The 25,376-nt window shown below is 44.1% G+C and carries 15 protein-coding genes; 10 read left to right on the top strand and 5 right to left on the bottom strand.

Annotated features, from left to right (window positions below; translation table 11 throughout):
• The first annotated feature begins 4 nt into the window (after positions 1 to 4).
• Entirely contained in the window at positions 5 to 976 is a 972-nt protein-coding gene (locus tag WC496_04625; GenBank protein ID MFA5292303.1) for an ABC transporter permease, read from the top strand.
• A gap of 224 nt (positions 977 to 1,200) precedes the next feature.
• Entirely contained in the window at positions 1,201 to 2,736 is a 1,536-nt protein-coding gene (locus WC496_04620) for a PhoPQ-activated protein PqaA family protein (protein ID MFA5292302.1), read from the top strand.
• A gap of 13 nt (positions 2,737 to 2,749) precedes the next feature.
• On the opposite strand, the gene WC496_04615 is transcribed toward WC496_04620, so the two are convergent.
• Entirely contained in the window at positions 2,750 to 5,335 is a 2,586-nt protein-coding gene (locus tag WC496_04615) for a glycoside hydrolase family 9 protein (GenBank protein MFA5292301.1), read from the bottom strand.
• A 414-nt stretch (positions 5,336 to 5,749) separates the two neighbouring features.
• Here WC496_04615 and WC496_04610 point away from each other — a divergent pair, with 414 nt between their 5' ends.
• The 3 genes from WC496_04610 to WC496_04600 are packed head-to-tail and all read left to right on the top strand — an operon-like array spanning position 5,750 to position 9,522.
• The gene (locus WC496_04610) at positions 5,750 to 7,462 is read left to right on the top strand and encodes a hypothetical protein (GenBank protein ID MFA5292300.1); all 1,713 of its coding nucleotides are present in this window, start codon (positions 5,750 to 5,752) and stop codon (positions 7,460 to 7,462) included.
• Positions 7,463 to 7,497: 35 nt separating this feature from the next.
• Positions 7,498 to 8,496 (top strand): glycoside hydrolase family 130 protein, encoded by a 999-nt coding sequence (locus tag WC496_04605; GenBank protein ID MFA5292299.1) that lies wholly within the window; start codon positions 7,498 to 7,500, stop codon positions 8,494 to 8,496.
• A gap of 36 nt (positions 8,497 to 8,532) precedes the next feature.
• Positions 8,533 to 9,522 carry a metallophosphoesterase gene (locus WC496_04600; GenBank protein MFA5292298.1) on the top strand — a complete coding sequence of 330 codons (990 nt, stop codon included), beginning with the start codon at positions 8,533 to 8,535 and terminating at the stop codon, positions 9,520 to 9,522.
• A gap of 66 nt (positions 9,523 to 9,588) precedes the next feature.
• Here the strand turns inward: WC496_04600 and WC496_04595 are convergent, their stop codons facing one another.
• From WC496_04595 to WC496_04585, 3 genes are read right to left on the bottom strand one after another with little or no spacing between them, the layout of a single operon-like run.
• On the bottom strand, positions 9,589 to 11,388 hold the full coding sequence (locus WC496_04595) for a sodium:solute symporter family protein (protein ID MFA5292297.1): 1,800 nt from the start codon (positions 11,386 to 11,388) through the stop codon (positions 9,589 to 9,591).
• Positions 11,389 to 14,265 (bottom strand): hypothetical protein, encoded by a 2,877-nt coding sequence (locus WC496_04590; protein ID MFA5292296.1) that lies wholly within the window; start codon positions 14,263 to 14,265, stop codon positions 11,389 to 11,391. It lies immediately after the preceding gene.
• Between the two features lie 16 nt (positions 14,266 to 14,281).
• Entirely contained in the window at positions 14,282 to 16,423 is a 2,142-nt protein-coding gene (locus tag WC496_04585; protein MFA5292295.1) for an ADP-ribosylglycohydrolase family protein, read from the bottom strand.
• Between the two features lie 507 nt (positions 16,424 to 16,930).
• Here WC496_04585 and WC496_04580 point away from each other — a divergent pair.
• The 5 genes from WC496_04580 (at position 16,931) to WC496_04560 (ending at position 23,849) form a co-directional block, all read left to right on the top strand.
• Positions 16,931 to 17,956, top strand: a complete 1,026-nt coding sequence (locus WC496_04580) for a metallophosphoesterase (protein ID MFA5292294.1) — start codon at positions 16,931 to 16,933, stop codon at positions 17,954 to 17,956.
• Between the two features lie 391 nt (positions 17,957 to 18,347).
• Complete coding sequence (locus WC496_04575; GenBank protein MFA5292293.1) at positions 18,348 to 19,871, top strand: sugar ABC transporter ATP-binding protein; 1,524 nt, start codon at positions 18,348 to 18,350, stop codon at positions 19,869 to 19,871.
• A 26-nt stretch (positions 19,872 to 19,897) separates the two neighbouring features.
• Positions 19,898 to 20,893: an ABC transporter permease gene (locus WC496_04570; protein MFA5292292.1), complete on the top strand. Its 996-nt coding sequence runs from the start codon at positions 19,898 to 19,900 to the stop codon at positions 20,891 to 20,893.
• Between the two features lie 24 nt (positions 20,894 to 20,917).
• The gene (locus WC496_04565) at positions 20,918 to 21,889 is read left to right on the top strand and encodes a substrate-binding domain-containing protein (GenBank protein ID MFA5292291.1); all 972 of its coding nucleotides are present in this window, start codon (positions 20,918 to 20,920) and stop codon (positions 21,887 to 21,889) included.
• A gap of 13 nt (positions 21,890 to 21,902) precedes the next feature.
• Positions 21,903 to 23,849 (top strand): beta-L-arabinofuranosidase domain-containing protein, encoded by a 1,947-nt coding sequence (locus WC496_04560; GenBank protein ID MFA5292290.1) that lies wholly within the window; start codon positions 21,903 to 21,905, stop codon positions 23,847 to 23,849.
• Positions 23,850 to 24,052: 203 nt separating this feature from the next.
• On the opposite strand, the gene WC496_04555 is transcribed toward WC496_04560, so the two are convergent.
• Positions 24,053 to 25,369: a glycoside hydrolase family 28 protein gene (locus WC496_04555; protein ID MFA5292289.1), complete on the bottom strand. Its 1,317-nt coding sequence runs from the start codon at positions 25,367 to 25,369 to the stop codon at positions 24,053 to 24,055.
• Between the last annotated feature and the right edge of the window lie 7 nt (positions 25,370 to 25,376).

Here is a 25,376-nt window from a genome sequence, read left to right as displayed (position 1 = left end):
TAATATGCCGAATGTTTTTTCAAATAATATAAAAAAATGGGTTTCTGAACTGACGGGCCTTTTCGGTGCACTTTTAGTTTTGATTATCATATTCGGCCTGACAGCGAACAATTTTTTTACTGTTATAACTTTTAAAACCATAGCAAATCAAATTCCCGACATCACAATCATCGCGGCAGGCATGACATTTGTTTTGATAATCGCCGGCATCGACCTTTCTGTCGGTTCGGTAATGGCTCTTTGCAGTGCAGTTCTCGGAGTTGCGATGATAAATTGGCATTTACCGTTAATCGCGGCCATCGGATTGTGCTGTCTAACAGGTCTTGCGTGCGGATTATTAAATGGTGCAGTTATCGTTCGCTGGAAACTACCGTCTTTTATAGTAACATTGGCAATGCTCGAAATCGCACGGGGAGCTGCGTATCTTGTTACGGATTCGAGAACGATTTACATTGGCAGCGCAGTTGAAAGGATTTCCGATGCAGCCATTTTTGGGATTTCCATACCTGCGATAATCGCTTTTTTAGTTATTGTGCTTGGCCAGATAATTTTGTCATATACCGTTTTCGGCAGGTATATGATAGCCATTGGCACAAATGAAGAAGTTGTAAGGCTTAGCGGCATAGACCCAAGACCGGTAAAAATCGCAGTTTTTACAATATGTTCTTTCCTGACGGCGATTGCGGCAGTTATTCAAACGGCACGTCTTTCTTCAGCTAATCCTAACATGGGCATTGGTTTGGAACTTCAGGCGATAGCCGCGGTAGTTATCGGAGGCACAAGTCTTATGGGCGGCAAAGGGTCGGTTGTCAGGACTTTTCTCGGCGTTTTGATTATAGGTGTGCTAAGTACAGGCCTTGCCCAGATCGGCGCTCAGGAGCCGACAAAAAGACTTATTACGGGCATTGTGATACTTGCAGCGGTAATTCTTGACTACTACCGCAACAGATTGCGCAACAAAACAAGTATGCCATAAGAGGTTATCCCGGGCAAAGGCGGAACTGACAAACAAAGGCGATAATATTATATGTGTAATTATAAGCGTAATATTACACGTAATAATTGCGATTTAATGTTTATGTTAATCACTCAAAAAACTGGTATTTTATAAAAAAATAGATGAGATTTTAGACGATTTCATTTCCTGAAAAAAGTTTTTATGATATAATAAATTAACTATCTGTTCGCAGGAGGCACAAGGTGAAATCACTTATTACAATATGTTTAGTGCTGTTTGTGCAGCCGTTGTTTTGTCACGGTTCGGCACTGGACGATTATGTCGCAATGGCCGACCCGTGTTATTCATACACTCTAATCAGCAGCAGTCCTGACAGTTTTACACAAACACAAGGTTACACTCTAAAACTTGTTTCGCAGCAATGGAGAACTTTATCGGAAGTTGACCATACTGTTTGGAATCACTGGATGACAGTTGTAGTTCCTAACTTGTCGCTTGGAGCAACCAGGGATGCGGCGCTGATATTAATTGACGGCGGAAATTATACAGACTCTGCGCCGGGCATAGATTATCAATACAGATGGCTTGCGGCGACCACACGTTCGGTCATCGTAATATTGAAAGCAGTTCCAAATCAGCCATTGCATTTTCTGGATGAGTCGATATATCGAACCGAAGACCAGATAGTCGCTTATTCGTGGAGAAAATTTTTGGATGGCGGCGATGCAAACTGGCCTGTTCAACTGCCGATGGTCAAATCGGTAGTCAGGTGTATGGACGCAACGGTAAGTTTTGTAGGCAGCAGCGCAGGCGGCAGCAGAACAATAAATCATTTTGTTTTGACAGGCGGCTCGAAACGCGGCTGGACAGCGTGGCTAACGGCGGCGGTTGACACAAGAGTTACGGCCGTTGCGCCGATAGTAAGTGATTTACTGAATATGAAAAAGTCTTTTTCGCATGAATGGGCGTCTTATGGGTTCTGGGCCATCGCTTTGCAGCCTTACGTGGATATGGGCATCTTCGAACAATTTGAAACCCCGCGCGGCACGGAATTAATAAATATTGTCGACCCTTATGCATACAGAGACAGGCTGACAATGCCGAAATTTATTATAAACGCTGCGGGAGACAATTTTTTCGTCAGCGATAATATTCAATTTTATTTCAGCGGGCTTTCCGGCGAAAAACATCTAAGACACGTTCCTAATACAGACCATTATCTTTCCGGCGCAACGGGCGATGTATTCAATTGTATGGTTCCTTTTTATAATGATTTTTTAAATGGGACGGCCAGACCGCAATTTTCCTGGGCCATAAATGAAGATGGTTCCATAACCGTCCAAACAACAGATGCTCCTAAATATGTTTACCTGTGGCAGATTACAAATCAAACCGCCAGAGATTTCAGGTTTTCAACCACAGGTTACAACTGGGTTCATACGCAGCTTATCGATACGGGCGGCGGAATTTACACGGCGCAAGTAACGCAGCCGCAAAACGGGTGGACAGCATTTTTTGTCGAGCTTGCTTATACGGGTACTCTCGGCAGTTCATTCGATTATCATTTTACGACAGAGATGATGGTCCTGCCGGAAATGCTGCCCTATGAAGCGGATTTTAACAGAGATACGATGACAAACGCCGATGATTTACAAATTTTAGCGGATTCATGGCTGACAGAAAACGATTATCGCGAGATCTCTCCACGACGCGGCGTCGGCGACGGAATAATAAACTTTAATGATTTTACCAACTTCAGCGTTCATTGGCATAATTAAAACTTACAGCCAATTACCGGTTCATCCATTGATTTGCGAGGACTGCGAAATCTTTAAAATTAATAATAAGGTCCGGCGGAACAGCGATATCACAATTTGGATTCCAGCCGGCATCGGCAGGTGTAGTCAGCCAGGCGCTGGAAAATTCAGACAGATAAGCAATGTCAATAGTATCAGGCAATTTCAAATCATCGGCAAAATAACCCAATAGAAAACATAAGTTGGCCTGCCAGGGAAGGCATGGTTCAAGAATTGCGGCATTTTGGAGATTCAAATAATATTTCCACGAATATTTTATATATGGCTGCAACAAGTATCCGGAAAGCATATTGATATTTCCGCACAGATAGCCCGGTACAGGGTTTAAATGGTCGAACATATAAAATGAATAGTGGTCGGTGCCGTGCAGATAGTCGCTGTAATCGCCGGTGATGAAAATTCGAGAGACGGGATTTCGGCCGCAAACCCAATCCAGTACATCTATGGCAGTGTCGCGATATGTAGTGGTGCCCGTCCATTCATAAGCCTGAAGCAAGACATAAGCATTTCCGCATAGAACTCCGCTGGAACCCCAATAAAGGTCGTTGAACATAAGCATCGGAACCCTGTAAGTTGCGGAACCGCCGGAGGCTCTGCTTACAAGCTGGTTAGCCGAAGTGATAAATGCATTTTTGATAGCAGTTCTTATAGATTCCGTTACGGGCCTTGTCGTGTTTGCATAATCGAGATAGCCCGGAGTGATGCCGTTGATGCCGGTGAGCATAGCGACATAGTTATAATATGAAGATGAACCAGAAGCACCTACGCCATCGTCAATTCCGGGGAAAGCAGTTATAGGATTACCTGTACTGTTATACGCGGTCTCGAAAAAAGTCCGGTAAGTACTGTTGCCTGTTGCGATATAGAGTTCGATGGCCGCGAAAGAACGAAAAGAAGTATCATCATTTATGCGGTAAGACCACTCGCCGATACCCGGCGAAACAGGATTGTAATTTGTTGTATGAGTCGAGAGCCAATTCCATGATAATTGCGAGCGAGTAAGCAAATCGGAGGCATAAGTTTCGTAGCCGGGGATTGTTGAAAACAGAGTATAGGCCTTGGCGAAAGTGCCGGCAGCAACACATGCAGAGCCGGTCGATATGTCAGAGATTTTCTGATAGCTATAAACACCGGACGGGGCATAAACTATAAAATGAACGCTGCCGTCCGGATTTTGCATTTTCTTCAACCAATCCAGTCCCCATTTTATGAGCAGGACCATATCGTTGGTCGAACCGTTTGATTCAGGCAGGTTTAAAACATTTGGGCCAAGTTTATTTTTAAAACGGTCCAAAGTCTGCATCAGCACCCATAATGAAGTAACATTGTTGTGAACATCCAAATGCAGGTCACCGGCATCGAACCAGCCGCCCTGAACGTCGCGAGCGGTAATGCCTATATTGTTAGGGTCATAGTCATACATCTTATCGGAGGCATTATCATCGTAATCATAAGCACAGGTTGTATTGTTTGTGTAAATCGCAGGCCTTGTATAGCCTTCGGCATAAGGGGCGGCTATTGCCTGTCCGCTGCGGGCAAAATAGAAGAACCTAAGCGAATCGCGGAATACTTCATCAAAAACATCGCTTCGTATATCAAATGCCTGAGATGTCTGTCCTATTTCCGGGCAGGTGACAACATATCGTCCCGGCGTTGTAAAGGCGGAAAAATCAGCGTGGCGAACAATATCGCCGCTTTGGTCATCGGCACCTGTCTTTAGCACAAGGCTGTAACTTTGAAAAACAATATCACCTGTGGCAGCATCTCTGACCTGAAAATATGTCGGCGGAGAGGATACCGCACCGGATTCATAGCTTACAATGGCGAGTTTTTTGCTGTTGGGCAGATAGCCAATCTGGTTGACCTTAATCATATCGGAATATTGGCTGGCAACCGATGGAACTACTCTCATCTTTTCCACATACATCGTATTGGTTGATGTGTATGTTCCGGCGCCGGAAATTTGCAGTACGCCGATTCTTGTGATGTCTAAATTGGGATTATTTATAAGAAAATCGCTCAGCGGGATATAAACATCCTGCCAGACAGAGGTCGAGGGAGTTACATAATTGGAAAGCGTTACATAAGCCGACTGGTTGGAATATGAAGTTCCGGTTCCGTTATATAAGCGGTACAAATCTTTTATCGACTGGTCGTCAGTCAGGTATATTTGCACATCTGCGCCTGACGCGATTGTGCCCCATTTGACTCGTAAATGCAGAAGCGGGGTTTGGCCATATCGCAGAAAATTAACCGAATGCCCCCAATCAAGTTTGAACTGAACATTCCAGTAACTGCCGGAAGGTTTTTTAGTTGTGAAAACCAGAGAACCGGCACCGATGCTCATATTCACCGGCACATAATTTGTGCTGCATCTTGTGAATGTAGCCGAGCCGCCTAAATAAACATAACATTTGGGGTCGCCCCAGCAGGTTGTGGAACCTAAACCGGAATTGGCAAGGTCGAAAAAATTAATTCCGATAGCTTCTTCTGCCGCTATGGCAGATTGTAAAGTGATAGCGAGAGAAATAATTACAAATAGATATTTTGTTGTCTTCATAAAATGACGAAGGAGGGAACAAACGTTCAATATGCACAAACGCAACCAGCTTTGCGACCGCAAACTATTATACAATCCGCCTCCAAGTTTACATTTTACAATATCTTCCGCGACAATGCAAGATATTTCTATGCACAATCGTTTGTAATAGGATAATACAAGAAAAAAGACCTTTATAGGATTAAAATAGCTTCGATATTAATCAAAGCTGAGAATTGTTTCTCGGCCAATCAATAACTTCATCCACATAGCAAAATACCGGACCTGAGATTTTTCGGAATTTTCTATTGTCATTTTTCGCCAGTATGCTCATATTGAAGGTTCGAGCCTATTTAGAGAGGATATTTTTTTCTTCACTTTTTAAATTTATCTTGTATAAAGATAGGATTACCCCTTTTGAAGGAGTGTGTTTTTATGATTAAAAAAATGAAAGTGGATTGTCTTATGGAAATCAATAAGGCAACTCCGAGAATGCCTGTTATCGGTGTATTTGCCCCTTGTGACCCGCGGATTGACCCGGCGAGCCGAAAACGGGCTCAAAATATTATCGCTATGGTTGCCGACACTATCAGCGGCCAAGTAGTCCTGCCGGACAAGAGTCCTGTTAGTGTAGTTTATTCTTCAGTTCTTGTAGATGGCGAACCGCAGGCGGATATAGTGGCCCAGCAGTTTCGTCAGGCAGGTGTAAATATTCTGGTCTGCGCGCCGGATACATGGGCATTCCCGCAACTAACAACAATTTCACTGCTCCAGCAGTTTCCAAAAGATACGCCGCTGAATATTACCTGCGGCAACAGCGGCCCCAGACCCGGTGTCGTGTATGCACATGCTCTTTCCGGAGCAATCAGCCAGTACGGCAAAATGGTTCATCTGAATGTTGGCAACTGGGCGGATACCGGACTGAATCCAAAGATGAGCAAACCAACTGCGACGGCACTGATTGACTGGTGTTATGCGGCGGTTACCGTTATGGCATTAAAGGGCAGAAGGGTGATGATTTTCGGGCACGACTCTATGGGAATGGAAACCGCACTTGCACATATTCTTCCCACTCGAAATGTATTCGGCCTTGAAATTACCCGGCTGGATATGAAGCTGTTGGCAGATATGCTGCAAAAAGGCGCTTATGATAAAAAAGAACTGAAAGAACTTCGCGGCTGGTTCGATAATCATCTCGGCAAACGGCTGCAATTGAAAACAGACGCTGATAGCGAACGCTTTAATCAAAGTCTTGCTATGTACCTTATTAATCGCCAATTGATGGCTGATTTGAATGCGGTAGGCGGCGGCTTTATGAGCCAACTCGAATGGGGTTCTGATTTACGAGGCAAACCTTTGCCGGTGGCAGATGCAATGGAATCGATGTTTAACAGTACCTTTGACCATAACGGTCCAAAGGCTCCGCTACCATATGCGACCGAAGCGGATATGCAGGGATTGCTGACCATGTTGTTCTTAGCCTGGCTGTCAGGAGGCAATCCGCCGCTGTTTATGGACTTCCGTAAGGTTTGGGAAGGCTGGGAAATTAAAGCGATTGCCAATAAAATTCGCGTAAAGGTTAATCCGAAAGCTCCTTACATCAGGAGGGGCATGGTGGATGGCGATAATTCCGGCAGCGCATCTTTTGATTGGGCGGCAAAGCCCGGAGCAAGTCTGAAAGAAATAATGAAAGGGATTTCTATGCCGCTGGCCGGTACTGATTATTTTCCGGGTGGCGGAAATAGTACTACCTTTGTGACGCCGGGTGGCATTGAAGGTATTGCAGGCAGGATGGCGTATTGTTCCGCCAATAACAAGTTTAGTATGTTCTGGGATGAGGCTTGTACAGTATCCGTTCCAGCCAAGCTTTGCAAGACTATGTGTAATCTGACTTCACCTGACTGGCCGCATACTTTTGTCGTTCCTAAATATGCAAGTATGGTCGAATATAAACAATATGCCCCGGCTAATCATTTACATATGGTTTGGAATCTGGCTGTACCGCGTTTGCAGTACTGGATGGATTTAACGGGCGTTTTGAATGTTACTCCCTGGGCAGCACGACCCAAATTTATTGAGGGCAAAGACCGTCCGCAGCCTTTGATTCATCTTTTAAACGGCGGCGAGAATGCCTATAAAAATATTTAATTACAAATGAAAGCTTTGATGCTCGGAGAAAAGTTATGGCAGCAAAAGTAATAATCAAAGGGGAAAATTTACCGCATATGCCGTGGCAGGAAAGGCCCCAGAGCAGTTCTGATATAGTCTGGCGATACAGCAAAAATCCTATAATACCAAGGGATCTTTTACCCTGTTCGAACAGCATATTTAACAGCGCCGTGGTTCCATATAAAGGCGGTTTTGCCGGTGTTTTTCGCGTTGATGACAAATCTCGAAATATGCGGATTCACAGCGGCCAGAGCAAAGATGGTTTTAGTTTTCAAATTGACCCTGAACCGATTCAATTTATTTGTAATGAACCTGAGATTGCGGAATTTATCGAAGGCTATGACCCAAGAGTTTGCCGCATAGAGGACAGGTACTATGTTACATGGTGCAATAATTATCATGGTTATACTATCGGGATAGCATACACCAATGATTTTAAGAAATATTACCAGATGGAAAACTCATTTTTGCCCTTCAATAGAAACGGCGTGCTGTTTCCTCGAAAAGTCAACGGCAAATATATGATGTTCTCACGCCCGAGCGATACAGGGCACACGCCTTTCGGAGATATATTCATTAGTTCCAGTCCCGACATGATTCACTGGGGCTGTCACAGACACGTGATGTCGCCAAAAGCAGAAAAACTGACCTGGCAGTGCACAAAAATAGGAGCTGGGCCGATACCGATTGAAACTTCTCAGGGCTGGCTGATATTTTATCACGGCGTTTTGACAAGCTGCAATGGGTACGTTTATAGTATGGGTGCTGCATTGCTGGACCTGGAAAAACCATGGAAGGTTATTTATCGAAGCAAAGATTATTTGCTAAATCCCCGCACTGTCTACGAATGCATTGGCGATGTGCCTAACGTTGTTTTCCCCTGCGCCTCGCTGCAGGATCCGGCAACCGGCAGAATCGCTGTCTATTACGGCTGTGCCGATACGGTTACAGGGTTGGCTTTTTGTTATGCGGATGAAGTGCTGGATTACCTTAGCAAAAATTCCGAACTGTAAAATTGTACAAAACAGTTTTGAGTAAAGAGCGGCATAATGTCTAAAGATACAAACCTTACTCGACGTGAATTCCTCGGCGGTTCTCTGGCAATTGCGGCAGGTGCTGCAGGAGCCGGTGTTTTAAGACCTTCTCAAACATTAGCCGCATCAGGCATCAAAAAAACTGCAAAAAAACGAAGCATCAGATTCGCTCATATGACGGACATTCACCTTGAACCGAAGCGAAACGCACCCGATGGGTTAACTGCTGCTTTGCGTCACGTGGAGTCGCTTAAAGACCGTCCAGAAGTGATAATCACCGGCGGGGACAATGTGATGGATTTGCTCGGCGCTCAGGATAACTGGGCGAAAGTTCAAATTGATACTCTTAAAGAAATTCTCGCTAAAGAATGCCAACTGCCGATTAAATTTTGTGTCGGCAATCATGATATATGGGGCTGGGACAAAAAGAACAGTTTGACCACAGGTTCTGAAGAACTGTGGGGCAAGGCCAGATTCGTCAAAGAATTCGGCCTTGAAAACCGATACTACGCATTTGACGCCGGTAAGTGGCGGATTATTATGTTAGACAGCACTCATGCTGATGAGAAAGATGTCTATACAGCCAAATTTGATGATGAACAATATAACTGGCTTGTTAATCAGCTCCAGTCGAATAAGGATAAACACATTTGTCTTATAAACCATATTCCCATCCTCTCTGCGGCGGTTCTTCTCGATGGCGATAATTTAAAACAGGGCCGCTGGACGCTTCCTGATGAATGGATGCATTTGGATACTCACAAGTTAGTTGACCTGTTTTGGCAGAATAAAAATGTTAAACTGTGTATAAGTGGTCATCTGCATTTGCTGGAGCGTCTTGAATATAACAATGTAACTTATATTTGTGACGGTGCCGTCTGCGGCGCATGGTGGGGCGGAGCTTTTCATCAATGCGAGGAAGGCTACGGCCTTTTTGATTTATATGATGACGGAACCTTTGACCATCAATATATTGACTATGGCTGGGAAGTGAAACAAACATAGAATATGCTATTGGTGTTTGTCCCAGAGTTATAATAGTTTTCTATATAGAACTATGCGCCATAAATACTAATCTTTATCCAGTTTGTCATACCAATTAAGTTTCATAAAAATTGATGTGATAATCATTGCAATCACCGAGATTGTCATTGCGCGGAAATTTTTTATTACCAGATAGATAGGAGCAAGAGTGAAAGTCAGCTGCCAAACCATACCTACGGCAACATTTATCATATCCCGCCCAAAATTTTTGTTCGGCACAAAATCAGGGTTCTCTGATATTACCATGGCTTTTATTGGTTCCCAGAAACCCCATGGCCGGACCTGTTTGTAGAATTTTTTCAGAGTTTCCTCATCTTCAGTTGGCGTAACAAGGCTGCCGATAATAGATGCCGCCAGACTGATGGCAAGCAGAAACGGGAAACCATATATTGCGGACAAATCCCTGAAAAACGGCGCAATCGGCATAATCATCGAAGCTATAATCACTGCCATCATACCGGCAAAATAACCGAAACCGTTTAATCGCCACCAATGCCATTTTAAAACATTCGGTGCCACATATCCGCCGTAAAGACCGGCGACAATCCACATAACCCATTCGTTTATCGAGCTGGTCATTAAACCGAATATAATACCGACTATGACAACGACAACAGTGAAGATGCAGCTCATCGTAACATACGTTCTGTTGGATGCGTTTTTATTGATATAGCCTTTGTAGATATCGTTGACGATATACGCGGCACCTGCGTTAATGGTTGCGCTGAATGTGCTCATAAAAGCCGCGAGCAAACCTGCCAGAAGCAAGCCCATTAATCCGACAGGAATAAAATTGCCAATAACATAAGGAAGTATTTGTTCAAAATCTACATTGGCCCCCATTTGATTAAGCTGCGGGCTGAAAAATACCAGCGCAAGAACCGCGATGCCAGCTATGAGCAAATATCTCGGTATAAACAGGACAAAAGAAACCGAAGCGCTCATAAGAGCGGCGGCCCTTGTATTTTTACTTGAAAGAACTCTCTGTAAATCATAGTTCGGAGCCGGGCCTGCCATACTTGCCAGTACTCCCTTGAATAATACCATCATCATAAAGAGCGAGAATAATGACCAGCCGTCTTTTTGGATGCATGTATTTGCCGAAGCCATTATTCCCGACCAGTCAAGATGCAGCCTCCAGCCGAACCACAAATTTCCCCAATCAGCAGGAACAGCGGCAGCGATAGCTTCAGGCGAGGTACGCGTCATTGCGATTATGCCTACGGCTATTGAAGCAACGAACATAATTAAGAATTGAGCTACGTCAGTTATTACTACCGAATACATTCCGCCGAGCATTGTGTAAAGAGTTGTTATGCCTATGATAACTATGGCATAGACATGCGGAGAAATCTTCCATGGGAAAAATACGGCGGCAAATTTGCCGATACCCTGATAGCCGTAACTTGTAAATCCGACAACGCTGACAAGGGCGAATATTACAACGCTGAAATAAGATAAAGTAGCGCCGGTGCCGTTTCCAAACCTTGTTCGTATCCATTCTGCGCCTGTAAGTACATTGGAGCGTCTGAGCCAAACCGCAAGATAAACCATCAGGAAGATTTGATTGAACGTCGGCCACAGCCACGGGATAAACGCGCTTTTTACGCCATAGACGAACAGCAGATAAACCAGCCACATCGTTCCGCTGACATCGAACATACTTGCGGCGTTTGAAATGCCGAGCATATACCATGGCATCATATTATCGCCGAGAAAATACGAGCCGAGATTTTTCGAAGCTTTGCGCGTTACCCAAAGACCTATCAGTACCATCGCGACCATATAGGCGGCAACAATAAAGATGTCAACCGGATGAATTTTCATTTATTTTTCCTTTCTGTACCACTGACGAACCAAATCTTCGGCCGGCTTTCCGTATACACCGAAACCGATATTGGTTTTAGCTTCATCTAAATTGTATAATTTCGACGACCACTCCCACCATGCAAAACCGATGAACCACGGCTGGTCCCAGAAACTTTCCATTGCGGCCTGATAGAAATTGCTTTGTTCATCGCCGTCATAAACCATATTCGGGTCTTCGTGCGTCCATGGAGCCGCGGCACAGCCTTTTGCGCTGCATACTCCAAGCTCAATGAAGAAAATCGGACGGTCAAATTTTTTGCTTACTTTCTCAAGGCTGTCCCTGATAGGTATCCATCTTTGCTCCATAGCTGCCACAGAACGGTCAGATGGCGGCACCTTGCTTAAATCATCTTTGAGAGCTAAAAGTACATCATCAGTTCCGACCGGATAATATGCACTCATACTTATTACATCGACAGCGTCCCACCATGCAATTTTGTTTTCTCTGCCGTGATTGGCGTTATATGTCAGAACTCCGCCGTAAATCTGCCTGATTTCAGTAATAAGATTTCGCCACTTTATTTCAAATTCTTCTGTGGATTCCATTTCGCAGCCAAGGCAGAACATCTCGCAGTTAGTATCCTCTGCGATTTTGGCGTAGTGCAAAAGGAAAAGTCTGAAATCGCTCCACCATTTGTTCCACCTGGCCATATCCTTTTTGCCTGATGAATCATTGAATTTTATCCATGCCCGCCAGGTACTATCGTAAACATTTACGACAGGCTTGAGTGCCACCTTAAGATTATTATCGCGTGCCAATTGTATAGCTCTGCGAATTTCCGCATCAGTAGCCATACGTTTATAGGAATCGCCCCATTGAATTTCAGGTATATCCGGCTTTTCCATATCTGCGCCGAATGATATACAGACCCAGTTAGAGCCTGTTTTAGCAAGTTTCTTCATCGAGTCGGCAGGGCCGTCGCCGAGATACTGGCCTCTTTGGCCGGTCCAGCCCCATGTGAAACCTTTTATGAAACCTGTTGGCGAATAGGTATGCGTGAATTTTGTCGGCAGACTTGCGTATTTTATTTCTACTCTGCCGATTTGTGCTTTGCCGGCAAATTCGATTTTTAAGTATTTGCTGTTATCCGATTTGAAAGCACTTGTATAAAGTACGGGTCTATAATAATCATAATCGCCTTTGCCGATGCCGTAATCTTCTTCTTCGAATTTAATCGGCTGGAACTTTTTGCCGTCATCTGAAACGGAAAATTTAAAATCCTGAATGTTGTCCGGAAAAAACGCATACAGCTTAAATGAAATTATCGGTTCTTTGACATGATATACAATTGAGGAGCCATTTTTGCCGGCAAGTCTGCTGCTGTCTTCCTTGAATCTGCGAGCCTGATTGTTTTCAAGCGATACTTTGCCTTTATGACTGCTGATGGAATTCAAATCCTGCATTTCGTCAATGAATGTTCGGCAGAAAGCATAAACCGGGCCTTTAACATTTGACGGCTCGGAAATTCCCGCGGTATTTTGGGCTTTAACGCGATAATAACATTTGCCTCCAAGCGGGGCGGTAGTATCGTTAAATAAAGGTTTATACTGGAATGCGGTGTCTGATATATTTTTTCCGGCGACTGTCCACGGGCCGTTTTCGTTTATTGCACGTTCCACTATGTAACTTTGTGCCCCTGCGCTTCCCTGCCAGGATATTTGCGAATTATCCATAATATCAAGCAAAACAGTGGGGGCAGGTTTTTCAAGAGCCGGCACAGGCAGGTTCCTGATTTCAAAAGCTTTATTGCGCATCAGAGACATCAGGTTGGTTTCATCGTAATCTGCACCGGAAGTGAAACCGGGCCAGTGATACGCCTTGAACAAATCGCCGCCATAAGGCTCGTGGTGCCAGTAAAACCCGCCGTCGCGATTACGAAAGCGAAGCGACCAGATTAACGCGCCGGCAGTTTTCTGTTCAATGGCAGTATTTAAAATTGCTTCTACGTCCTTAGTTGGAACAAACCCGAACTCTCCGACAAAATAAGGTTTTTTGCCGCGGCTTTTTTCAGCGTTTTTCTTTATCTGGGATACTGTGTCCTGCGGATTTTTCGAATAGTGATGAGTTGTAACGACATCAATGTTTTTATCTTCGAGAGAACTATCCTTCAATAGGGTGTTATGGTAACCATCGATAACAAGATGGTTTTTATCAATGCTTTTTATGAAGGCTGCGGCCTTTGCAGTCCATTCGTCAGGGCTTGTAAGTTCGTTGCCTGTTTCCCACGCCAAAATCGCCTTGTCATCTTTGTATTTTACGCCGGTAATTGTGTTGGTGCGGTTAATTACGAAACTGACGATTTGCTTGTAATCTTCGAATAACTGTTTGTCTGTCCAGAAGTCGTTAAAGTTTTTGCTTCTAAATTCTGCACAAGCCGGTATTCCTCCCCACCATTTCCAGTTGTCAATAAATGGAATTATTACACGAATGCCTTTTTTATTGGCGATTGCAAGAATGTAATCCAGCGGAATAAAAGCTTCTTTGTTGAACTGACCTGGTCCTGTTATATGTCTTGGAATATTGGGGTCTTCACCTTTACGGCGCACGGATAAAGAATATGTTCTTATAACCTGTCCGCCCATTTGCCTTACTGCTTCGAGAGCGTCGTTAATTTCGAATTCGTTCGACAGACGCCATGGATTTTTTTCAGTAAATGCCATATTGTCTTCGTTATAAAACAGGCAGGGAATATTAAAGCTGATAAATTTCATCTGGCCGTTCTCGTCCATCAGCTTGTCGCCGCTGGTATAAGCAAAACCTGTGAAGACGCTTTGCGATGCGAAAACGATTGCGGCAAGAGACAAAATCAGAGCAATAACGGCAAGTTTTTTCATAATCATTTCCCTTAAACTATTTAGCAGCAGCCGGCATTAATTTCATTTGTTCTTTTGCGTATTTGCTTTCGGCAATGTCTCCGGGCGAGTAAGACTGCTCAAGTTTTACAGGTTTGGCCGGACAAGACGGAACAAGAAGCATATCTTTTTTTACGAAACCTCCGGAACGGCAAACCGCTTTTTCAGCAAGTGTTTGGCAAAGGTCAAAAAGCGAAGGTAAATTATAAGCGGTATGGTCAAATTTCTGGTCGAACTTGACTGTTTTATATTTTTCAGGCAGTCTCGCATATCCGATAGTTGTAAATAATATTCCGGCGGCGTTTGAGGGATTGCAGTCGGAGTCCTGACCGCACCGCATTGCTATTTCTATAGTATCTTCAATATTTCCTTTGCCGTAGAGTAGCCCCATTACCACATAAGCGCCGTTAATTTTAGCGTCGATATTGAAGTCGCCTTTATCGCAGGAAAATTGCCTGAAGTTCATATTCTTTTGATATTTTTCATTTATCAGGCTCCACGTTTTTTGCCAATCCTTCGGATATTTTTTGTGCCATTGGATAGTGTCATTAATTGCCTGTGCGTATTGACTTTCGGCGGGAATATACTCAAGAGCGCCTTCGATAATTTTATTTATATCTTTCTCGAAATAAGCCAGGCTGTACATTGCGGAAACGAAATATCCACCGTACAAACCATCGCCATAGTTCATTATCCTGCCAAACTTGTCGCCAAGCTCGATTGCAAAGTTCGGCATACCCGGCGAAATAATCCCCGCGAAATCAGCTTCTATCTGATAGTCGATATCGTCTGCGTGCTTATTAAAGTTTGGATGGCCCGAATCAGGAGGGGCGATGCCTTTTCTTAAATTGTCTCTGCCTTCTTTATTGGCGTGCCACAGTTCAAATTTAGTATTCGCGAAATCGATTCCAGCCTGATTATAAGAAACATCAAAGCCGTAATCCTGAATACTTTTGAGAAAAGTCATCTCAACGTAAAGGTCATCCTGCCAAAAAGCATCGTTAATTGTTTCTGGTTTCCAGACAGGCACATTTTGGTCAGGAACTATCTTTCCAAGGCATTTGAATTCCGTAGGATAACCCCATGTTACACCGACCATTTGTCCCAGCCAGCCGGCCATCATTTTGTCGCGATAAGTTTTCAGAGATATTTTCCTGAATGTTCCCGGCGGTGGAAGGGAAGTGTCTTTATCGTCAACGCCGTCATTCCATTTGAGAGGTGCAAGATAAACGCCGCCCTGACCCCAGCCGCAATGGCTTATATACCACTGTCCGTCTACATCCCGCACAACTTCGGCGGCATGGGTTCTTATAATCGGAACTTTCTGCTCGTATGTCCATTTAAAAGGGTCGGTGCTGCGATAAACCGTAGTCGTTACATAACTATCGCCCGGACCGATGAACAGATAATAATATTTTCCTCTGCGTATAACCTGCGGCGATTCAGTATTGCCGCCCCATGTGCCGCTGCAGGGGTCAGTATATACTACTTTTTTGTCAGACCAGTGAATGAGGTCTTTGCTTGTAACGGCACAGACATTGTGATTGCCGCCTTCGGGCTTGCTCGTTGCGGTATAATACATTACCCATTTATCTTTGAGTCTGAAAATGAAAGGATCGCGGGCATCGTAGCCGTCCACGACCATCGGATTGTCTGGAAATCGCTGCCAGTCATAGAGATTTTTTGAAGTCGCAAGATGAATTTTATATTTGCTGTGGTCGTCATCGCCGGCACAATAATACATATAATAAAGACCATCGTTAAATATCACGTGCGGCGCCCAAAGATGCTTTTCTCTGAAATTGGGGTCAACGGTAAGTGCAAACGGTTCTTTTTTCCATGGACATTGAGTTAATGATTTTGCGGTAGCGTGAGCGAATTTAACTTCGTCAGCAGGACCTGCAGGCTCGCTTTTTGTTATTCCAAACATATGCCATACCCCATCTGTGCCTCTGATAAAGCAATGGTCGTTTATGTACCATTTTTCTTTTTCTCCTGCAGAAGGGTCATAAATGAGCTTAAATTCACCAGCAGTGACAGTATTCGGCTCAAATATTTTTTGTGTGGAACTGGCCAATGTATTTTCACAAATTCCCAAGATGAGGATTAGAACCATTGTCAGCAGGATCGTTTTTTTCATATCAGCTCCTAAGCAATTAATTGTTGCCAATCTGTTCATCCCCGGACGGGACCGCAAAAACCGACTAAAACAGTCAAGACCAATATAAGCAAAAAACCACTCTTCGTTTTGATCCTCTTTTCAGTAAAGTATTTATGATAAACTTTCTCTGTTATAAACTTTTTTAAGCATTTTTTATTGTATATTTTGCTGTTTTTTACCGCCGAAGCAAGAATCTATTTTATTGAATCTGTAATCAGCATAATCAGCCGTTAGGCATAAATCAAGCACAAATGTTTTCGCAACGAGATATTTTGACTCTAAGACGATTTCGAGTTCGCATTTTTCTGGACTAATTTTTTAATATAGCGTAGAATTTATGTTGATTTTCAGGGAATGAAAAATGAAGCTGGTCAACCTTGATATTCTATTGGAAATACAGCTCGGTGGTGCAGTTGAGTAAGAATATATTATGTTAAACTGGAAATCCCATGTTATAAATTTTAAAAATATAAAAAGGGAACTGTTATGAATATTAACAAAGTTATGTTTTTTATCGTTATTTCCTTATTTTCACTTATTTCTGTCGCGGCGGATATTCCCGCTGTTTCTGTCAAAAATATCTCCGATAACACAATACAGGGTGCGTATGACAATCCTGCCAATTTTCACTTTGTCGTGATGGGCGACCGTACCGGAAAAGAACAAAAAGGTGTTTTCGGACAAGTTATAAACAAGATAAATCTGATACGGCCGGCCTTTGTTGTCAGTGTCGGCGACGCCATTGATGGTTACACTGACGACCCTAATCTTGTCAATCGCCAGTGGGACGAGTTTGATTCTCTTGTCGCAAATCTAAAGGTGCCTTTTTTCGCTGTCCCCGGGAATCACGATATGGTAAACGATATGATGGTTCAGATTTACCAGAAACGCCGCCATAAAACTTATTTTCACGCGCTTTACAAAAAGGTCTTATTCCTGTTCATCAATACTGATGACCCTTCCGCAGCCATAGACCTTCAAGTCAGGATTGAGCTGGACAAAGAAAAGAAAAAATTAAAAGAAATAGCCCTTCAGCAGGGTGTTACGCCGCAAACTATAATGTTATACAAACAGTTTGAGCAGAAAGAGCGCGACGCGAGCGGCTCGAAAATATCCGATGCGCAATTCGGTTATTTCAAAAAGGTCCTCGCCGATAACAACAGTGTCCGCTGGACGTTTGTCGTAATGCACAAACCTGTTTGGAAACAGTCCACTCCGCCCGCCAACTGGCTCGAACTCGAAAAAATTCTTGGCTCCCGGCCTTACACTGTTTTTGCCGGCCATGAACACGTCAATTCTTATACCCTCAGAAACAATCGTGATTATATTGTAATGGGTACTTCCGGAGCCGGCGGACTTCCCGATACTTTGCCCGGCGTATATCATCATATCCTTTGGGTAACGATGGATAGTAACAGCCCACTCATCGCCAATCTCCTTGCTGATGGCATTTTGGAAAAGACCGATATAAGATCGTTCAGCAAAGACAGCATCAAAGCCGGCAGTAATTAGCTCAGCAATAAATAATTTGATAGACAAGTATTGCGAGTTGTTTCCAAATAATTTTCCGCATAATCCGGTTTTGTTAATAATAGCCAATAGAAGAAGAATTTTAAATTAGTGTTTATATGAAAAATATTAGCAATATCTCAAATATATCATAAGATTTTTAAAACCTCCTTATCACGTTAAAGAGAAAAAGATTGAATATTTTTGCTGGACAAGTATAATAGGCACAATAGTTTGTGCAAAAGAAATATGCGGACAGTACTGTCTGCGGAGTGTGGTGAAATAACAGACACTATGAATGTAAGCCTGGTTACGGTATATTTGACTTGTATAATGACGGAACTTTTGACCATAATATGTTCCTTATGATTGGGCAGCGGGAAAAAATTAACTTATGAATTCTCCTAATCAACATGGTAAACAGTTGCTTTCTATGACCGGTATCTTCAAGAGTTTTTCCGGCGTACAGGTGTTGGCCAATGCGCAGTTTGAATTAAACAGCGGCGAAGTTCATATCCTTGCCGGCGAAAACGGAGCAGGTAAAAGTACGCTGATAAAAATCCTTGCCGGCGTTTACACGGATTATTTCGGCACTATTAAGGTAGATTCGAAACCAATCAAATTTTCCTCGATTCACGAAGCGGCGGCTGTAGGAATTACCGTAATCCATCAGGAACTTTCTCTTGTCCCGACTATGACGGTTGCGGAAAACATCTTTCTCGGCCGTGAAAAAAGCTGCTGGCAATGGCTTGCAAAAAAAGCGATGGCTAATAAGGTTCGCCGGCTTCTTGAAGAAATGGGACTCAACATTGATGTATCGCGCAAAGTGGAAGATTACCCGCTCAGCACTCAGCAGATGATAGAGATATGCAAGGCTCTTGCGTTTGACTGCAGGATAATTGTAATGGATGAGCCGACAAGCGCGTTAACGGATGTCGAGGTTGAGAAACTGTTTTCGATAATCGCCAAGCTGAAACAAAACGGCTGCGGTATTGTATATATCACTCACAAGATGGAGGAGATATACAGGATAGCCGACCGCATTACGGTACTGAGAGACGGCAAATATATTGGAACTGCCGCCACTTCTGAATTAAACCAGGCAAAATTGATTCAGTGGATGGTTGGTCGTGAACTTAATCAGCAGTTTCCCAGGCATCAGGGCCGGAAAGGCGATATCGCATTAAACGTAAAGGATTTTACGGTAGCTGACCCTGCAGGCAAGCCTGCCCCTGCAGTTTCGAATGTTTCATTTTCCGTAAGCGCAGGCGAAATTCTCGGTATCGCAGGACTCCAGGGTTCAGGCAACAGCGAACTGCTTAACGGATTATTCGGTACTTACGGGAAAAATGCACAGGGAAATATCGAACTGAACGGCAAGCCTTATATTCCGACAATGCCGTCAAAAGCAATTGAAAAGGGATTGTCGCTTCTGACTAATGACCGCAAAACGACCGGCCTTGTGCTCGGTATGAATATAGTTCATAATACGACTCTGGCGGCGTTGAAGAAATTTTCTCCCGGCCTCTGGCTTAGGCCGGCGAAAGAATTAGAAACCGCTCAAAGACATAGCCGCTCGCTCAATCTAAAGGCTGCCGGTCTTTCAATGCAGGTTGATTCCCTGTCCGGCGGCAATCAGCAAAAAGTGGCAATTGCCAAATGGATTGAGACAGAGCCGAAGGTTTTCTTTCTGGATGAGCCTACCCGCGGCGTGGATGTCGGCGCAAAGCACGAGATATATGAATTGATGAATAAATGGACGGCGCAGGGCATTGCCATAGTTTTAATTACTTCTGAAATGCCTGAATTGCTGGCGATGAGTGACAGGATAATAGTAATGCATCGCGGCAGAATAACGGCCCAGTTTACTGCGTCCGATGCAAGCCAGGAGAAGATTCTCCAGGCTGCGATGGGCTGATAGTTTTATTGAAGAAAGGGAAAGCAGTGAAAAAGACGGCAAATTTGTCGAACTCATGGCTAACTTCTCCGGTTACCAGGGCGATGGGTGCTCTGTTAATTATTTTTGTTATCGGCCTTCTCTTTAATGCTGACGGTGCGTTTTTCAAATGGGGGACTCATCGCGATATGCTTCGAGCCGTATCAGTTTATGGCATTCTTGCCTGCGGCATGACAATGGTAATTATTTCAGGCGGCATCGACCTTTCAGTAGGAAGTATTCTTGCCCTGACAGCGGTTTGCTTTTCGCTGTTTACAATTCATAAAGGTATTAATCCTTTCGTTGCAGTAATCGGCTGCATTTGTATTGGCACACTTTGCGGTGTATGCTCCGGTGCGTTTATCGCGAGATTTAAAATTCAACCTTTTATCGCTACTTTGGCGATGATGGTGTTCGCCCGGGGAGTTGCAAAATGGGTTTCAGGCGGCCAAAAGATTTCCACCGCAGTTCAACAGGCCGACGGCTCATATAAATATGTCGATGTGCCTGCAATTTTCAATTCTATTAGCTCAAAAATTATGGGCAACAATATTACTGTTGTTACAATTATTTTTCTTGTATGTTTGCTTATTTCGTGGCTGCTGCTGGTTAAACTCAGATATGGCAGGTATATCTATGCGATTGGCGGCAATGAAGAAGCCGCAAGGCTATCGGGAGTTCCTGTCGCGATGACTAAGATTCTTGCTTATGGAATGAGCGGTCTTTTCTGCGCGGTAGCGGGAATATGCCAGGCCGCTCAGGAACTGCAGGGCGATCCTGAAGCAGGGGTTGCTTATGAATTGTCAGCTATCGCGATGGTTGTAATAGGCGGAACGAGCCTGCAGGGCGGAAAGGGAAGTATTTGGCTGACCCTTATAGGAGTTCTGACAATCGGATATCTCGAAAAGATTCTAAGTATTAACGCTGTAGGCGAAGATAAAAGATTAATGCTTACGGGTGCAATTATAATAGCGGCTGTTTTGCTGCAAAAAAGTAAGAAATAGATTTTCATACTGAAAGGGAATGAAATGAAAAAACTTTTTTTGTTAATTATGTTTTCAGCGGTTTTGATTTTGGCGGGCTGTGCGAAAAAAACTCCGCAAACCACAGCTCCTGGCCAGCCTGGGGCGGCAGAAACGAAAGCCAAATGGATTATTGGAATGAGTCAGTGCAATCTGGGCGAGCCTTATCGCGTTCAGCAGAATGCCGATGTCAAAATGGCTGCCGAGCAGCATCCGGAAATTGAGGTTGTATTCAAAGATGCTCAGAATGATACTCTCAGGCAGCAGGCACAGATGGAGGAGTTTATAAGTGCCGGCGTTAATCTTATAATTATTTCGCCCAAAGAGGCTGCTCCGCTTACGCCCGTGGTCGCTACGGCCATTGATAAGGGCATTCCAGTTATTATTCTGGACAGAAAAGTCGTTGGTGACAAATATACCTGTTTCGTCGGCGCTGATAATACAAAAATAGGCAAAGCTGCAGGTAAGTGGATTGTTGAAAAACTCGGCGGAAAAGGCAAAGTAGTTGAATTAAGAGGCCTGATGACTACGCCGCCTGCACAGGAGAGGCACGCCGGTTTTCGTGAAGCCATAAAGGGCAGCAATGGTATAGAGATAATATTCGATGTCGATATGAAGTGGCTTGAGCCTAATGCACGCAAGGAAATGGAATCTGCTCTCGCGAGATTTCCGCAAATAGACCTTGTTTACGCGCATAATGACGCCGGTGCTCACGGTGCGTATCTTGCGGCTCAGGCGGCAGGCAGAGAGAAGGACATAATTTTTGTCGGTATCGATGCGCTTCAGCAGGAAGGCCAGGCTTACGTTAAACAGGGATTGCTGTCTGTGAGTTTTGAGTACCCAACGGGCGGTAAAGAAGCAGTAGAAGCTGCAATGGAAATTTTGAACGGCAAGACAGTTCCAAAAGATATTACAATTAAATCACGCATCTTTACGAAAGAAAATATCGACGCCGGCGGCGAATGGCTTAGCGAATAAGTATTTTAATTGAATGAAACAGATTATAAAAAAAATTGCTTTTACATTATTTGTTATTGCATCAGGAACTTTAGCACAGGCAGCGGACGATAATTCGGTCTTGCTGCCTGTTTTTTTTAAGCCATTGCCGCTTGGTGAAATTAAGCCTTCCGGCTGGCTGAAAAATCAGCTTCGTATTCAGGCAAATGGACTTAGCGGCCATCTCGATGAATTCTGGCCTGATATCGCACAAAGCGGCTGGATTGGCGGAAACGCCGAAGGATGGGAACGCGGCCCTTATTGGCTCGATGGTGTTGTACCGCTTGCATATCTTCTTGATGATAGTGTCCTGAAAACAAAAGTGCGCCGATGGATTGATTATATCATAATTCATCAGCAACCTGACGGCTGGCTTGGTCCTATTCAGGCTAAAGACCGTCAGGCTTACGACCCCTGGCCTGAATTTATAATTTTAAAAGCTATGTCACAGTACGCCCAGGCGAGCGGAGACCCTCGCGTTGTGCCGGCAATGATACGATGCTGCCAAAAACTCAATACGCTGCTTGACAGCAAACCATTGTTCGACTGGTCAAAGCCAAGATGGGGCGATTTAGTCCTTTCGGTTTATTGGCTCTATGACAGAAACCCGCAGCCATGGCTTCTTGAACTGGCGGCGAAAGTGCATAAGCAGGGCCTTGACTGGAAAGAGCATTTCGCTGATTTTAAATACAAAGAAAAAATGCTGCCTGCGGACATAAATTATTCCACTCATGGCGTAAACAACGCGATGTCGCTCAAGGCTTATCCTCTCTGGTATCGACAGTCTCACGATCCTACAGACCGCGATGAAGTTTATAACGCAATCGCTACGCTGGACAAATATCACGGCCAAGCGACGGGCATCTTTACCTGCGACGAACATTATGCCGGACTAAATCCTTCACAGGGAACCGAACTTTGCACTGTAGCCGAATATATGTTTTCAATGGAGACTCTGTTAAGTTTGCTTGGCAATCCGCAATTTGGCGACAGGCTCGAACGAATAGCGTTTAATAATCTGCCTGCAACTTTCAAGCCTGATATGTGGGCTCATCAATTCGACCAGCAGGCCAATCAGGTCATCTGCGCTGCAAAAAGTCCTGCAATTTACACCGTAAACTTTCCTGATTCAGGCACTTTCGGCCTGGAGCCGTGTTATGGCTGCTGTACATCGAATATGCACCAGGCCTGGCCGAAATTTGCGTCTCATCTGTGGATGAAAAAAGGAGATAATGGTCTGGCGGCAGTGGCTTATGCGCCGAGTATCGTAAAAACTGAAGTAAATGGGATTCCGGTTGAAGTAGAATTAAAAACTGATTATCCATTCAGTGATAAGCTTTCATTTACCGTCAAAACGAAAAATGCTGTCACGTTCACACTTTATTTGCGAATACCACAATGGACGCAGAAACCTCGATTAACGATAGAAAATGAAAAACCCGTCACGCCCAAACCGGGAATTTTTTATCCTATCCAGAGACAATGGAAAGGAACGACGAAATTGACGCTTCAACTGCCGATGCCGGTAAGAACTCAGCGAAGATATCATAACGGCGTTTCGATTGAGCGTGGCCCGATTGTTTATGTTTTGAAAATCGCCGAGAACTGGAAACTGCTCAAGGGCAAACTTCCGCACGCAGACTGGGAAGTATATCCCGCGTCCGCCTGGAATTACGCGGTTGCGATAGATACCAATGATACTGCAAAGTCATTGACCTTCCGGGAAAGACCAGCCGGTAATTATCCATTTTCATCAAAATACGCTCCCCTTGAAGCATCTGTCAAAGGAAAACGATTGCCTCAATGGATAATTGAAACCAATGCAGCCGGTCCTTTGCCGCAAAGCCCTGTGGATTCCAACGAACCTCTCGAAAACTTAACGCTGGTTCCCTATGGCTGCACACATTTGCGAATTACCGAATTCCCATTGCTGAGAAATTAATGGCCTGCGGAACAAATATTCATCGACAATTAGGCATATCTTGAAACAGGCTGCATAATAGCTTAACATTTAGGTAAAACAATAGATGACTCAATAAAATCATATTTATATGTCGGCTCGTATGACCCACATATTATGAGTTAGCGGGTCACGCCTAAATGTTGTGAGGTAGCCTGAGTTTTTTCAGCCGCGATGATTTACATTTATTGTATGTGGGTATTTCGCTGGGTAAAGCTTTTCACGCAGTCGGCAATGAGTCCCTGACCCTGCATTTCTTCCATTCCAAAGGCCATAGCAGGACGGCCGGGTTTACAGTCTTTGGCCATTGTTATTTTTACATTTTCAAACAATACATTTTCAATGGGACTTTCGGGCAGGCCCAAAAAGACGGCTGCCGCGGTTTGAGCATTATTGGCGGTAACATTTATTATTTTTACGTTTCTAAGGCAAGGTGTGGTTTTTGTTACAGGTCTCGGATTGCGGTCTGAAAGAGCCTGGATTTCTTCGGGCTTTGCGCCGCATTCATAATATAAATTCATAACTATCGGGCAGCCCACGCCATTCATAGTGATGTTGTTAAGCGTAATATTTTCCACTGTTCCGGCTCTTCCGCGGCGGGATTTGAGCCTGATGCCGCGGTCAGTGCCGTTGAAAACACAATCCGAGATTTCTATATTTTTAATGCCGGCGGCAGTTTCAGAACCCATAACGACACTGCCGTGGCCGCGCAGCATTTTACAGTTCTTTACGGCAACGTTTTCGCAGGGTTTGTTTACTCGCATTCCGTCTTTGCCAATGCCGGATTTAAAACAAAGGCAGTCATCGTTTACATCGAAATTACAGTCAAAAATCCGGACGCCGTTACAGGAGTCAATATCAAGGCCGTCGCCATTGCAGCCGTCATCGGGATTTTGAAATGTTGTGTTTTTTATTACAACATTTTTGCAGTAAAGAATGTGTGTATTCCAAAAAGGAGAATTGCGGGCCGTAAAGCCATCGAGCAGCACATTCGAGCAATTATTAAACTGTATTAACGGCGGTCTGAAAAAGAAGGAATTGATGCCGCCTCCGCCGCAATCGGAAAGGTCGATATCGCTGTTAAGTTTTACGAATTCTTTGTCACGGGTGGAAGAGGGTTCCTTAGATCCCTGTTTGCGTTTTTTAAATTCCTTCCACCAGGTCGAGCCTCGGCCGTCAATTATTCCAGGCCCTGTAATGGAAACATTTTCCAGATTTTCGCCGTAGACGCAGGGCGAGTATCCGAAACATTCAACGCCTTCCCATCTCGATTTAACAGGGGGGTAATCGTTGAAATTATCGCTGAATAATATCAGAGCATCCTGCTCGATGTGCAGGTCTATATCGCTTTTTAAATAAATCGGGCCTGTCAGATATTTTCCAGAAGGAACGATTATTTTTCCGCCCTTATCTTTCGAGCATTTCTCAATAGCCTTAGAGAAAGCTTCTGTGTTATTGGTTGTTCCATCTCCGAAGGCGCCGAAATCACAAATATTTACCATTTATACT

The sequence above is a fragment of the Phycisphaerae bacterium genome (assembly GCA_041652575.1).
Taxonomy (GTDB): domain Bacteria; phylum Planctomycetota; class Phycisphaerae; order Sedimentisphaerales; family UBA12454; genus UBA12454.
Note: the sequence above shows the minus strand (reverse complement) of the source record. Positions and strands in the feature narration are given on the sequence as shown.